Genomic DNA, 12,588 nt, shown 5'->3' with positions numbered 1-12,588 from the left:
GCCGTAAACAACGGCGCCTGCCCCGAGCTCATGTCCAACTCTTCGCGCGGGGCATCGGTCTTCGTCGAAACGGTAAAACTCATCTGTCTCCGGGCGAAGGCCCGGCGCCCCGCCCAGCCCTCCACCGCCCGTGCCAGCACGAGGCGGGCGTCTGTGTTCCTTCTCCCCTTGCGGGAGAAGGTGGCCCGTCAGGGCCGGATGAGGGGTCTCGCGACATTGGAAGAAAGGAAGCCCTGACCTTCTGTTGCGCAACCCCTCATCCGTCAGGCTTCGCCTGCCGCCTTCCCCCACAAAGGGAGAAGGAACTACTCACCCACCTCCCCCACCTCGCGCCCCGCCAGCCGGGCGCCTTCGACCACCGCCGGATCGGATCGCGCGGTGTCCAGAAGCCAGTCGCGGAAACGGGCGATCTTGGGGGTCAGGCGGCGGGCGGGCGGGTAGCAGATCCAGTAGCCCTGGGCCAAGGCGACGGTCTGATCGAAGGGGCGGACCAGCAGGCCGCGCTCCAGTTCGCGGGCGTAGAGGATGGGCGAGCCGAGGGCCACGCCCTGATCGCCCAGGGCGGCGGCCACCTCCATCGCCTGATTGTCGGCGGTCAGGCGCGGCGGCGGGGCCGTGTCGGCGGGCGCCACCTCGGCGGCGGCGAACCAGGCGGCCCATTCGCCGCGCTCGCCCACCAGAGGGGCGCGCTTCAGGTCGACGGGAGTCTGCAGGTCCAACCGGTCGCGCATGGCGGGGGTGCACAGGGGGGTGAAGACAGCGGGCATCAGAAAACGGCTCTCCAGCCCCGGCCACTGGCCCGAGCCGAAGCGCAGCGCCACATCCAGTCCGTCAGCGCCCAGCATGGACAGGGTCGGACTGGTGTCCACCCGCACCGCCAGATCGGGGTTGGCCAGCTGGAAGGCCCCCAGCCGCGTCGCCAGCCACTGGGTCGCCAGGGTCTGCAGCGTGGTGATGGCCAGCACCCCCTGGTCCGCCTCGACCACGTCGGCGACGGCGCGGCGCAACAGGGTCATGGCCTCGGTGGCCGCTGTGGCCAGCCGTTCGCCCTCCGGCGTCAGCGACACCTGTCGCGTCCCGCGCACGAACAGGGGCCGATCCAGCCTCTGCTCCAGATCGCGGATGCGCCAGCTGACCGCCGCCTGGCTCATGCTCAGGGCCTCGGCGGCCCGGGTGAAGCTGAGCAGGCGCGCGGCGGTTTCAAACACCCTCAGAGCGTCGACAGGAATGCGGGAAAGGACGTCAACCATAAGCAAGCCTTATGCATGAACCCTATCGTCTCGTTTGTTCACGCCCCGCGTCAACCGCATATTCGAGCCTCACGAAAGGAGGACGACCGATGGAAGACATTCACCGCACTCATAAGGAACCCGCGTGGGGTTGGATCGGCGCGCTGCTGGAGGTCCGCAAGACGGCCGCGCCCGTCAGCGCCAAAACGGCCCGCCCGGCGCGCACCGCAACGCCCGCCGCTGTTCCGGCCCGCCGCGCCGCCTGCTGACGCCTTCGACGACCTAATCGACGGCGACGATCTCGACCGACTGGCCCGCCACGGTCGCCTCGTCGCCCTCGCGCCTGCCCATCAGGGCGCGGGCCAGGGGCGAGACGTGGCTGACGCTGCCCTTGGCCGGATCGGCCTCGTCCTCGCCGACGATGCGCCAGGTCTGGGTCCGCCCGTCCTCGCGTTCGATGGTCACCGAACCGCCGAAGCGCACCCGACCGTCCGCCGTCGTCTCCAGCAACTGCGCCGTGGCTCGCCGCGCCGACCAGTAGCGCAAGTCGCGCGTGGCCCGCGCCATGGCGGTGCGGTCGGCCTCGATCGACCCCTTGGCCTGAGCGCCCGTATAGGCCGCACGCGCCGCGGCCAGCTCGGCCTCGATCCGGGTCAGGCCTTCGGGCGTGACATGGTTGGGATGGGGCGAGATCGGACGATCCACCAGCTCGGCGGCCGTGGCTTCCAGATCTTCTTCTCGGGTGAAGGCGACGCTCATGGGGACAGAGCGTATGCCGTTCGCGGACGTTCCGGTCTAGAAGAGCCGATGACCGACGCAATTCCCTCCGCCCCTTCGACCGTAACCGTGATCGGCGCCGGCCCCGCCGGGCTGATGGCCGCCGAACGGCTGGCCTCCACCGGCCTGCGCGTCACGGTGCATGAGCGGATGCCGTCCGTCGGACGCAAGCTGCTGATGGCCGGTCGCGGCGGGCTGAACCTGACCCATTCGGAGCCGCTGGCGCCCTTCCTCGACCGTTACGGTCCGGCGCGCCCTCAGGCGGCGGCCTGGCTGGCGGCCTGGTCCCCGGCCGACCTGACCGCCTGGGCCGAGGGCCTGGGCCAGGAAACCTTCGTCGGATCGTCGGGCCGGGTCTTCCCCAAGACGATGAAGGCCTCGCCCCTGCTGCGGGCCTGGCTGGCGCGGCTGGAGAGCCTGGGCGTCGAGATCCGCGTCCGCTCGCGCTGGACCGGCTGGAAGGCCAATTCTGAGAATGGGGCGCTGACTTTCGACACGCCTGAGGGCGAGGCGCTGAAACGGCCCGACGCCGTGGTTCTGGCCCTGGGCGGCGCCAGCTGGGCCAAGCTGGGCTCCGATGCCGCCTGGGTTCCCTGGCTTGAAGAGGGGGGCGTCGCCGTCGCGCCCTTGCGTCCCTCCAACGTCGGCTTTGACGTCGCCTGGTCGCCCCTGCTGCGCGACCGCTTCGCCGGCCAGCCGCTGAAGGGCGTCGCCGTCACCCACGCCGGCCGAACCGTGCGGGGCGAGGCCATGATCGCCGCCTACGGAATCGAGGGCGGGGCCGTCTACGCCCTGTCGGCGGGCCTGCGCGACGCCATCGAACGCGACGGAACGGCCGAGCTGACGCTGGACCTGCGGCCCGACCTCAGCCGTCCTGCCCTGACCCAGAAACTGCTCAAGCCGCGCGGCAAGGACAGCCTGTCCAACTGGCTGCGCAAGGTCGTCCATCTGGACCCCGCCGCCATCGCCCTGCTGCGCGAAGGCGGCCCGCTGCCGACCGAGCCCGGCCCGCTGGCGGCGCGCATCAAGGGCGTGAGCCTGAGCCTGACCGGGGTTCAGGGTCTGGCCCGCGCCATCTCCTCGGCCGGGGGGGTGAAGCTGGACGCCGTGGACGAGCGGCTGATGCTCAAGGCCCGGCCCGGCGTCTTCGTCGCCGGCGAGATGCTGGACTGGGAGGCCCCCACCGGCGGCTATCTGCTGCAGGCCGCCTTCGCCTCCGGCGTTGTGGCGGCGGACGGCGTCCTCGACTGGCTTAAGACGCGCTGACCGACCAAGGCGGGGGTCGACAGGCGGGGCGCGAGGGGGCAGCGTGTCGCCTTCCCTTTCGCCGCTCGAGTAGGTTTCATGCCCATGCCCCGTTCCGCCGCCGCGCTGGGCCTGATCGCCGCGCTGATGACCTCGACCTCGGCCCTGGCCCAGACCGCGCCGACCGGCCGCGTCGATCCCGCCCGGCTGAACGAGGCGACGCGGGTTCTGGCCTCCGACGAGTTCGAAGGCCGCGCCCCCGTCACGCCGGGCGAGGACAAGACCGTCGAATGGCTGGCCCAGCAGTTCGCGGCGCGCGGGCTGGAGCCGGGCGGCGCCGACGGCCAGTGGGTCCAGATCGCCGAGGTCAGCCGCACCAAGCAGGACGGCCCGGCGACCATCAGCGTCGCCTCGCACGGCCGAACCACGGCCCTGCGACGCGGGCCTGACGTCGTGGTCTCCAGCGACCGGCCAGTCGGTCATATCACGCTGAAGGACGCGCCCCTGGTCTTCGTCGGCTATGGCGTCGATGCGCCGGAGCGCAGTTGGGACGACTACAAGGGCGTCGATCTGCGCGGCAAGATCATGCTGGTCCTGGTCAACGACCCCGACTTCAACGCGCCGGAAGGCCACCCGGTGGCGGGCAAGTTCGACGGCCAGGCCATGACCTTCGCCGGGCGCTGGACCTACAAGTTCCAGGAGGCGGCGGCGCAGGGCGCGGCGGGCGTCCTGGTCATCCACGACACGGCGGGGGCGGGCTATCCCTGGTCGACGCTGGAGAACTCCTCGGTCGCGCCCAAGTTCGACATCGTCCGGGCCGATCCCGACAAGGAGCGCGTCGCGGCCCAGGGCTGGATCCAGGGCGCCGTGGCCGAGAAGCTGTTCCAGGACGCCGGCCTCGATTTCGCGGCGCTGAAGGCCCAGGCGCGGACGCCCGAGTTCCAGCCGGTGACGCTGGACGGCGTGACCATGTCCATCGACTTCGGCCAGGTGGCCGACCGGGTGCAGACCCGCAACGTCATGGCCCGCCTGCCGGGCGCGACCCACCCGGACGAGACAGTCATGTTCGGCGCCCACTGGGACGCCTATGGCCGGGCCACGCCCAAGAACGGCGACGACATCTATAACGGCGCCGTGGACAATGCGACCGGCGTGGCGGCGGTGCTGGAGCTGGCCCGCCTGTTCGCCGAGGGGCCGCGCCCCGAACGATCGACCGTCTTCGTCAGCTGGGCGGCCGAGGAGACCGGCCTGCTGGGGGCCGAATACTACGCCGCCAATCCGGTCTGGCCGCTGGAGACCACGGTCGCCAACATCAACATGGACAGCCTGCTGCCGGGGACCGAGATCGACCCCAACATCGTCGTCATCGGCGCGGGCAAGAACGATCTGGACGACCGGCTGGCCGTGCTGGCGGGCCGCGAAGGCCGCCGCCTGATCCCCGATCCAGCGCCCCAGGCCGGGGCCTTCTATCGCTCGGACCACTTCCCGCTGGCGAGGAAGGGCGTGCCCGCCCTGTTCGCCGCCGCCGGCTTCACCGGCCACAACGCCGCCAGCCGCGACTATGTCGCCAACCGCTATCATCAGCCTACGGACGAATGGACCCCGGAGTGGAAGATGGACGCCGCCGCCGCCGATGTTCAGCTGCTGTATGAGGTCGGCTACGCTCTGGCCAACTCGCGCGACTGGCCGGCCTGGAAGCCGGGCGACGAGTTCGAAGCGGCGCGTCAGGCGTCGGCTGCCGCGCGCAAGTAGCCACGGCGCCCCGCCTCTTCCCTTCGTCATTCCCGGGCCTGTCCCGGGAATCCAGAGACGCCGTCGCTGGGCGCGCAGTCGCCGCCCCCGCGCAACAGGCATATCTCGATGTTTCTGGATCCCCGGCACAAGGCCGGGGATGACGCTATAAGGAAGGGACGCGTCCTGCGCCCGCCATGCGAGTGTAGGAGAACGCAGCCCCACTGCCCGATGGACCCCATGACCGACCGACCCGAAATCCACGGCCTCTGCCCGACCCGTTTCACCGCGGTGAAGGACGCCTTCGCCGCCAACTTCGTCGAAGCGCCCGAGGGGCTGAACGAGCTGGCCGCGCGCTTCTCTGTCGTCATCGAGGGCGAGGTCGCGCTGGACCTGTGGGCAGGGTCGGCCGATCTGGCGGGGACCAGGCCCTTCGCCGAGAACACGCTGGTTCCGGTCTTTTCCACCGGCAAGGCGGTCATGGCCCTGATGATCGCGCGCTGCGTGGACAAGGGCCTGCTGTCCTATGAGGACCGGGTCGCCGACCACTGGCCGGCCTTTGGCGCGGCGGGCAAGGACCAGCTGACCGTCGGCCAGTTGATGAGCCACCAGTCGGGCCTGCCGGGCTTTTCCGACGGGGTCGAGCCGGCCATCTGGTTCGACCGACAGGCCGTGCTGGACAAGCTGGCGGCCCAGGCGCCGCTGTGGGCGCCGGGCACGGCCTCGGGATACCACCCCATCACCATCGGCTATCTGGCCGGCGAGTTGTTCCGCATCGTCGATGGACGCAGCATGGGGACGGCGCTGCGCGAAGACTTCGCCGCACCCTTCGATCTGGACCTGTGGATCGGCCTGCCCGAAAGCGAGCATGGGCGGGTGGCGCAACTGCGCAAGCCGGCGGCGGCGCCGGATCTCGGCCCCATCGACCCGATCAAGAAGGCCGCCTTCCTCGACCGCGGCTCGGCGCCGGGCGGGCGCGGCTCGACCGAGTGGCGGATGGCCGAAATCCCCTCGGCCAACCTGCACGGCACAGCCAGGGATCTGGCGCGAATGATGTCCCTGGTGGCCATGGGCGGGGCGCTGGACGGCCGGACGATGCTGGCAGCCGAGACGCTGGAACAGGCGACGCGCGAACGCATCCGCGGCTTCGACAAGGTGGTGCCCTTCGACATGAGCTGGGCGGCCGGCTTCATGCGCAACGAGAGCCTGAAGGTCTTCGGCTCCAACCCCAGGACCGTCGGCCACACCGGCTGGGGCGGATCGATGGCCTTCGCCGATCCGGGCGCGCGCGTCTCGGCGGCCTATGTCATGACGCGCCAGTCGCCGCATCTGATCGGCGACCCGCGCGCCCTGCGGCTGGTCGAGGCGCTCTACACCGCGTTGTAGTGCGCGGGCGTTGCACCGTGCAGCGAAAAAAACAGTGCAATTGGTGCAATGGATCAGACCTTCCCCTCTCCCGATGGGAGAGGGCTTGAGCCTCCAAGAGCGAAGCGATGGGCAAGGCGAAAGGGTGAGGGTACCTCGCATCATTCGGCCTTAGCCTTAGCGCGGATGGTCCATATGAACGGACGCTGTTCTTGAAGAACCCGCGCATCTGGGGTGAGGCGGCGGCTTACGCCGACTGAAAGCTTGAACCCTCACCCTTTCGCCTGACGGATCGCCTTCGGCTCTCCGAGGCTCAAGCCCTCTCCCACAGGGAGAGGGTATTGCGGTGGGTTGAGCGGACGATGTGAAAGACCAGGCGTCAAATATGGCCCAGTCTTTGACCCAGGCTGGAATCCTCCAACGAGAAGCGTCCAATCTCAATGAAACATGGGGATCGGCGCGTCGCGTCATGCGCAAGGTCGGCGCGAGCGCCTCAGGCGTCGGCGCCCCAGGCCAACTGGTCGTGGACGATGCGCCAGCCGTCGGGCGTGCGGCGCAGCACGCGGGTGAACAGGCCGCGCGAGGTCTTGGCGTTGCGGCGCAGCACGACGCGGCCCGAGACCACCGTGGTGTTGACGTCGAACTGCAGGGTCTCGAACCACTCATAGGTCATGACGCCCAGCCCGCCCGGCTGGGCGGCGCGGGCCTGAAGCGCCGAGCGCACGGCGTCCGGCCCTTTGAGCGGCGTGTCGCCGAGGAAGACCAGCAGGGGCTCGTCGGCCACATAGGTCGCCATCACCGCATCGACGTCGCCGGACGACCAGGCCTCGGCGGCGGCGTCCAGAGTACTGCTGACGGCGTCGAAGGTCTCGGCCGTGGTGGGCAAGACGAGGGGCGGGGAGGAGGCGGCGGGAGCCTCGGTCCGGACGGTGCGGATGACGTCGTCGCCGCCCCCCTGCATGGCGACGCTCTGAGCGCAGGCGGCGGAACCGCCGGCGAGCGCGACGGATAGGGCGAGGGCGGCGAGGGAGCGGGCGCGGATCATCGTCCCTTCTAGGCTGGAACGCCCGCCGATCTCAACGCGAGCGTCAGCGCGGAGGTGATCGCTCGTCGTCCAGCGCCGCCATGCGGTCCTCGGCGGGGTCGTCCAGCAGGCCGGGTTCGGGCGCGACGATGGTCTCGGCCGTGCGGCTGGAGCGGCGCACCTTGAGCACGGCGCCGACGGCGAAGACGGCGGCCCCCAGCCAGATGAAGGCGAAGGAGGCGATGCGCAGCGCGCCCAGCGCCTCGCCCTGCATCGCGCCGATGAAGAAGACGATGGTCGGGGCCAGAAACTGCAGGAAGCCCATGCTGGACAGGGGCATGCGCCGCGCCGCCCAGGCGAACAGGGCCAGCGGAATGACCGTGGCCGGACCGGCGAACAGCAGCCAGAAGGTGGCGGCGGGCGAGGCGGTGAAATGCCCCTGTCCGGTCGTCTGGATATAGACGACCCAGGCCAGACCCGGCGCTGCCAGCAGCAGACATTCCATGAACAGGCCGGTCTGGGCGTCGACCGCGACGCGCTTGCGAATGATGCCGTAGGCCGCGAAGCTGAAGGCCAGCAGCAGCGACACCCAGGGCGCGTGGCCCAGCGCCAGGGTCTGAAGCACCACCCCGATCGCCGCCAGGCCGATGGCGGCCGCGCCGAAACGGTCGATCCGTTCACGGAACAACCAGGCCCCGGCGGCCATGTTGAGCAAGGGGTTGAGATAGTAGCCGAGCGAGGCGTCCAGCGTCCGTCCGTTGTTCACGGCGATGACATAGGTGGTCCAGTTGGCAGCGATCAGCACCGCCGACAGGGCCAGCCAGCCCAGCACCCTGGGCTGGCGGAAGACAGCCAGCACCTGGGTCCACTGACGCGCGATCAGCACCAGCAGCAGGGACCAGATCAGGCCCCAGACGGCGCGGTGGCCCATGATCTCCCAGGCGTCGGCGCCCTGATGCGCCATCTGCTGGAAGACCAGGGGGATGAATCCCCAGAGCAGATAGCAGCCCACGCCAGCCATCAGGGCGGCGCGGGCTTCGGACGAGTTCGGTGAGGGGGTCGCGGTCACAGGGCGGACCTTTCGGCCTCCGCCGCGCCAGAGGCGCGACAGAGGCTTGGAGAGGATGGACGAGGCCTCAAGCAGCCCCGCACCGCGTGCGGGGCGTTAGGCCCCCTTCACTTAGACAGTCAGCGTGCGATAGCCGCTGGACGGGGTGATGACGCCGGTTTCGTCCAGAAGCTGGGCGATCTGGACGGCGTTCAGCGCCGCGCCCTTGCGCAGGTTGTCGGACACGACCCAGAAGGACAGGCCGTTCTCGACGGTCGGGTCCTTGCGGATGCGGCTGACGAAGACGGCGTGGTCGCCGGCGGCGTCGACGGGGGTGATGTAGCCGTCGTGCTCCAGCTTATCGATGACCATGACGCCGGGGGCGTCGCGCAGGATTTCGCGGGCCTCGTCCGGCTCGATCGGGCGATCGAACTCGACCGTCACGGCTTCGGAGTGGCCGACGAAGACCGGCACGCGCACGCAGGTGACGGTCAGCTTGATCGAGGGATCGAGCATCTTGTGGGTCTCGTCCCACATCTTGGCTTCCTCGTCGGTGTAGCCGTCGTCGCGGAACGAGCCGATGTAGGGGATGACGTTGAAGGCGATCTGCTTGGGGAACTTCTTGGGGGTGGCGTCGCCCAGGCCGTAGATGGCCTTGGTCTGGTTCCACAGCTCGTCCATGCCCTCCTTGCCCGCACCCGAAACGGACTGGTAGGTCGAGACGACGACGCGCTTGATCCTGGCGGCGTCATGCAGCGGCTTCAGCGCCACGACCAGTTGCGCCGTCGAGCAGTTGGGGTTGGCGACGATGTTCTTCTTGCGCGCCAGCTTGATCGCGTCGGGGTTCACTTCCGGCACGATCAGCGGCACGTCGGGGTCCATGCGGAAGGCCGAGGAGTTGTCGATGACGATAGGACCGGCCTTGCCGATCTTCTCGGACCACTCCTTCGAGACCTTGCCGCCGGCGCTCATCAGAACGACGTCGACGGTGGAGAAGTCGAACTGCTCCAGGTCTTCGCACTTCAGCGTCTTGTCGCCGAAGGAGACCTCCACGCCTTTGGATTTTCGTGAGGCGATCGCGTGCATCTTGTCGACGGGGAAGTTCAGTTCCTCGATGATGTTCATCATTTCGCGACCGACATTGCCGGTGGCGCCAACGACGGCGACGCGATAGCCCATGACTAAATTATCCTTGATAGGCGGCGCTGGGGAGAAAAGCGGTTCTGCATTTGGGTCTTTCGCAAGCGCGAAGCAACCAGTTTTCACCAATTTTCCGCCCGCAACGCCACGGCAGCCCCCGCCTTTCCTGATCCGCTCCATAGGGCTATGCCGCTGGGCATGACCTCCCGTATCCGCAACGCCTACGACATCCGCGTCGAAGAGGGCGTCATCGCCCCCGATCCGATGCAGCAAGACCTGCTGGCCTCGCTCGAGCGGCTGGAGACGGATCTGGCCAGAAAGGGCCTGTTCGGCCGACCGCCCGAGGTCCCGGGCATCTACATCTGGGGCCCGCCGGGACGCGGCAAGTCCATGCTGATGGACCTCTTCTATTCGGCCACGCCCGAGCAGAAGAAGGTGCGCGCCCACTTCCACGCCTTCATGGCCCGCATCCACGACCTGGTGAAACAGTGGCGCGAGGGCGACGCCCGGACCCGCAAGGCGGTGTTCGGAACCAGCAAGGGCGACGATCCCATCCCCCCGATCGCCGCCCTGATCGCCTCGGAAGCCCGGCTGTTGTGCTTTGACGAACTTCAGGTCACCGACATCGCCGACGCCATGATCCTGGGCCGGCTGTTCGAGGCCCTGTTCGAAAAGCGGGTGGTGCTGGCCGTCACCTCCAACCGCGCGCCCGAGGACCTCTACAAAAACGGCATCAACCGCCAGCTCTTCCTGCCCTTCATCGACATCCTGCGCACGCGTTGCGACGTGGTGGAGACGGCGGGGGCGCGCGACTTCCGCCTGGACCGCATGGCCGGAGCCAAGGTCTGGTTCGCGCCGCTGGACGCGACGGCGCGGGACGGCTTCGAGGCCCTGTGGTCGGACCTCAAGGGCGGCGAGCCCGAAGAGCCCGCCGCCCTGCCCGTCCTGGGCCGTCAGGTGCGGGTCGAGCGGACCGTCGGCGGCATGGCGCGGGCCACCTTCGCCGAATTGTGCGGAACGCCGCTGGGACCGCAGGACTATCTGGCCATCGCCCGGCGCTTCCACACCCTGTTCCTGTCGGACGTGCCGACCCTCAGCCCGGCCAACCACCACGAGGCGCGGCGTCTGGTGACCCTGATCGACGCGCTTTATGAGGCCAAGACCCGTCTTGCGGTTCTGGCCGCGGCCGAGCCCGAGGCCCTCTACGCCGAAGGGGTCGGCGCCTTCGAGTTCGAGCGCACCGTGTCCCGCCTGAACGAGATGCGCAGCGCCTCCTGGCTGGAGCAGGCGGATCACGCGGTGGAAAAGGATGAACTGGCGTCCGCCCACGGCTGAGCTAGGGTGGGCGAAACCGAACGGAGACGCCCGTGACCGCCGCCTTCAGCGCCCTCGCCCTCGCCGTCGCCCTTGCGGCCAGCCCGACGCCCACATTGGCCCAGGCTTCCGTCGCCCAGCCCTCAGCAGCGCCGGCCCCGACGCCCGCCGGCCTGCCCGTCGCCGCCGTGGTCGACTGGCTGAAGACGCAGGGCTTGTCGGTCGGCCAGGTGCAGGGCGGAACCGAGCCCTATGTCCAGGTGCGCGAGAGCGGGGATTTGGCGTGGACGATCACGTTCAACAGTTGCGAAAATCTGGTCTGCGGCGACCTGCAGTTCAGCGCCGGGTTCAGCAATCCTCAGGTGACGCTGGACAAGGTCAACGGCTGGAACGCAGAGCGGCGCTTCGCCAAGGCCTTCTACGAGGCCCCCTCGGCCGGCCGCGCCGACGGCGCCGCCATCTTCCAGCAGGACGTCATGCTGCTGAACGGCATCGGCCCGTCGCAACTAACGGATTCCGTGGCCGTCTGGCGCAGCCTGCTGCCCGCCTTCGCCCTCCACGTCGGCTACTTCACGCCCGGCGCCGCCCCGGCCGACTGACACGAAAAAGGGCCGCGCCTTCCGGCACGGCCCCTTCTCATTTGTTCGGCCGCGGTCAGAAGGCTCCGCCTTCTCGACCCGACGCGGCCGGAGCGCCGATCGCGCTCAGGCAGCGAGCCGCCGCGCGGCTCGCGATAGCGCCCTTAAGCGAGCGAAGGCTCGATGTCCTTGCAGGCCTGGATCAGGCCGTTCACCGATTCCACCGACTTGGCGAACATCGCCTTTTCTTCGTCGTTGGTGGTGAACTCGACGATCTTCTCGACGCCGCCGGCGCCGATCATCGCCGGCACGCCGACGTAGAGGTCCGACAGGCCGTATTCGCCCGACAGCCAGACGGCGCAGGGCAGGACGCGCTTCTGATCCAGCAGGTAGGACTTGGCCATGGCGATGGCCGATTCAGCCGGAGCGTAGAAGGCCGAGCCGGTCTTCAGCAGAGCCACGATCTCGCCGCCGCCCTTGCGGGTGCGCTCGACGATGGCGTCCAGGTCGGCCTGGCTCAGGAAGCCGGCGGCGACGGCGTCCGGCAGCGGCAGACCGCCGACCGTCGAGTGGCGCACCATCGGCACCATGTCGTCGCCGTGACCGCCCAGGGTCCAGGCGTGGATGTCCTGCACCGAGACGCCGGTCTTTTCCGCCAGGAAGTAGGCGAAGCGCGCCGAGTCGAGCACGCCGGCCATGCCGACGACCTTGGCTTTCGGCAGGCCCGAGAACTTCTGCAGAGCCCAGACCATGGCGTCGAGCGGGTTGGTGATGCAGATGACGAAGGCGTTGGGGGCGTGCTGCTTGATGCCCTCGCCGACGGCCTTCATGACCTTGAGGTTGATGCCGATCAGGTCGTCGCGGCTCATGCCCGGCTTGCGCGGCACGCCGGCGGTGACGATGCAGATGTCGGCGCCGGCGATGCCGGCGTAGTCGTTGACGCCCTTCAGGGCCACGTCCTGGCCGAAGACGGCCGAGGCCTCGGCGATGTCGAGGGCTTTGCCTTGCGGCGTGCCTTCGGCGATGTCGAACAGGATGACGTCGCCCAGCGCCTCGCGCGCGGCCACGTGGGCCAGGGTTCCGCCGATCATTCCGGCGCCGATAAGGGCGATCTTCGCGCGAGCCATAGAGGTCTCT

12 protein-coding genes are annotated in these 12,588 nt (G+C 69.2%); 6 read left to right on the top strand and 6 right to left on the bottom strand.

Going from position 1 to position 12,588, the window contains the following annotated elements; all coding sequences use genetic code 11:
* Window positions 1–305 precede the first annotated feature (305 nt).
* Complete coding sequence (locus tag AB4Y68_RS09355; RefSeq protein ID WP_441455288.1) at window positions 306–1,250, bottom strand: LysR substrate-binding domain-containing protein; 945 nt, start codon at window positions 1,248–1,250, stop codon at window positions 306–308.
* 89 nt (window positions 1,251–1,339) lie between these two features.
* On the opposite strand from AB4Y68_RS09355, the gene AB4Y68_RS09350 reads away from it, so the two are divergent.
* A complete protein-coding gene (locus AB4Y68_RS09350; RefSeq protein ID WP_441455287.1) occupies window positions 1,340–1,498 on the top strand; it encodes a hypothetical protein in 159 nt (52 codons plus the stop codon).
* Between the two features lie 13 nt (window positions 1,499–1,511).
* Here the strand turns inward: AB4Y68_RS09350 and greA are convergent, their stop codons facing one another.
* Window positions 1,512–1,988: a transcription elongation factor GreA gene (greA, locus tag AB4Y68_RS09345; RefSeq protein WP_441455286.1), complete on the bottom strand. Its 477-nt coding sequence runs from the start codon at window positions 1,986–1,988 to the stop codon at window positions 1,512–1,514.
* A 48-nt stretch (window positions 1,989–2,036) separates the two neighbouring features.
* Between greA and AB4Y68_RS09340 the strand changes: the two genes are divergently transcribed.
* From AB4Y68_RS09340 to AB4Y68_RS09330, 3 genes are all read left to right on the top strand, one after another.
* Window positions 2,037–3,272: a TIGR03862 family flavoprotein gene (locus tag AB4Y68_RS09340; RefSeq protein WP_441455284.1), complete on the top strand. Its 1,236-nt coding sequence runs from the start codon at window positions 2,037–2,039 to the stop codon at window positions 3,270–3,272.
* 84 nt (window positions 3,273–3,356) lie between these two features.
* Entirely contained in the window at window positions 3,357–5,003 is a 1,647-nt protein-coding gene (locus AB4Y68_RS09335; RefSeq protein ID WP_441455283.1) for a M28 family peptidase, read from the top strand.
* Window positions 5,004–5,222: 219 nt separating this feature from the next.
* Entirely contained in the window at window positions 5,223–6,368 is a 1,146-nt protein-coding gene (locus AB4Y68_RS09330; RefSeq protein ID WP_441455282.1) for a serine hydrolase domain-containing protein, read from the top strand.
* Between the two features lie 472 nt (window positions 6,369–6,840).
* Here AB4Y68_RS09330 and AB4Y68_RS09325 read toward each other — a convergent pair whose 3' ends face one another.
* From AB4Y68_RS09325 to AB4Y68_RS09315, 3 genes are all read right to left on the bottom strand, one after another.
* A complete protein-coding gene (locus AB4Y68_RS09325) occupies window positions 6,841–7,392 on the bottom strand; it encodes a YybH family protein (RefSeq protein WP_441455281.1) in 552 nt (183 codons plus the stop codon).
* 43 nt (window positions 7,393–7,435) lie between these two features.
* Window positions 7,436–8,440, bottom strand: a complete 1,005-nt coding sequence (gene rarD / locus AB4Y68_RS09320) for an EamA family transporter RarD (protein ID WP_441455279.1) — start codon at window positions 8,438–8,440, stop codon at window positions 7,436–7,438.
* 111 nt (window positions 8,441–8,551) lie between these two features.
* Entirely contained in the window at window positions 8,552–9,598 is a 1,047-nt protein-coding gene (locus AB4Y68_RS09315; RefSeq protein WP_441455278.1) for an aspartate-semialdehyde dehydrogenase, read from the bottom strand.
* Between the two features lie 159 nt (window positions 9,599–9,757).
* On the opposite strand from AB4Y68_RS09315, the gene zapE reads away from it, so the two are divergent.
* A complete protein-coding gene (gene zapE, locus AB4Y68_RS09310; protein ID WP_441455276.1) occupies window positions 9,758–10,894 on the top strand; it encodes a cell division protein ZapE in 1,137 nt (378 codons plus the stop codon).
* A gap of 32 nt (window positions 10,895–10,926) precedes the next feature.
* The gene (locus AB4Y68_RS09305) at window positions 10,927–11,472 is read left to right on the top strand and encodes a YbjN domain-containing protein (RefSeq protein ID WP_441455275.1); all 546 of its coding nucleotides are present in this window, start codon (window positions 10,927–10,929) and stop codon (window positions 11,470–11,472) included.
* Window positions 11,473–11,615: 143 nt separating this feature from the next.
* Here the strand turns inward: AB4Y68_RS09305 and mdh are convergent, their stop codons facing one another.
* Window positions 11,616–12,578, bottom strand: a complete 963-nt coding sequence (gene mdh / locus AB4Y68_RS09300; RefSeq protein WP_441455274.1) for a malate dehydrogenase — start codon at window positions 12,576–12,578, stop codon at window positions 11,616–11,618.
* Window positions 12,579–12,588 lie beyond the last annotated feature (10 nt).

It is taken from the genome of Brevundimonas sp. 2YAF1 (assembly GCF_052114745.1).
In the GTDB taxonomy this organism is placed as follows: domain Bacteria; phylum Pseudomonadota; class Alphaproteobacteria; order Caulobacterales; family Caulobacteraceae; genus Brevundimonas.
Note: the sequence above shows the minus strand (reverse complement) of the source record. Positions and strands in the feature narration are given on the sequence as shown.

Bases quoted from the DNA above. Each gene is read 5' to 3' on its own strand.
- AB4Y68_RS09335 (WP_441455283.1), top strand. From the start codon at position 3,357: ATGCCCCGTTCCGCCGCCGCGCTGGGCCTGATCGCCGCGCTGATGACC.
- AB4Y68_RS09350 (WP_441455287.1), top strand. From the start codon at position 1,340: ATGGAAGACATTCACCGCACTCATAAGGAACCCGCGTGGGGTTGGATC.
- AB4Y68_RS09325 (WP_441455281.1), bottom strand. From the start codon at position 7,392: ATGATCCGCGCCCGCTCCCTCGCCGCCCTCGCCCTATCCGTCGCGCTC.
- AB4Y68_RS09340 (WP_441455284.1), top strand. From the start codon at position 2,037: ATGACCGACGCAATTCCCTCCGCCCCTTCGACCGTAACCGTGATCGGC.
- AB4Y68_RS09330 (WP_441455282.1), top strand. From the start codon at position 5,223: ATGACCGACCGACCCGAAATCCACGGCCTCTGCCCGACCCGTTTCACC.
- zapE (WP_441455276.1), top strand. From the start codon at position 9,758: ATGACCTCCCGTATCCGCAACGCCTACGACATCCGCGTCGAAGAGGGC.
- AB4Y68_RS09315 (WP_441455278.1), bottom strand. From the start codon at position 9,598: ATGGGCTATCGCGTCGCCGTCGTTGGCGCCACCGGCAATGTCGGTCGC.
- mdh (WP_441455274.1), bottom strand. From the start codon at position 12,578: ATGGCTCGCGCGAAGATCGCCCTTATCGGCGCCGGAATGATCGGCGGA.
- AB4Y68_RS09355 (WP_441455288.1), bottom strand. From the start codon at position 1,250: ATGGTTGACGTCCTTTCCCGCATTCCTGTCGACGCTCTGAGGGTGTTT.
- greA (WP_441455286.1), bottom strand. From the start codon at position 1,988: ATGAGCGTCGCCTTCACCCGAGAAGAAGATCTGGAAGCCACGGCCGCC.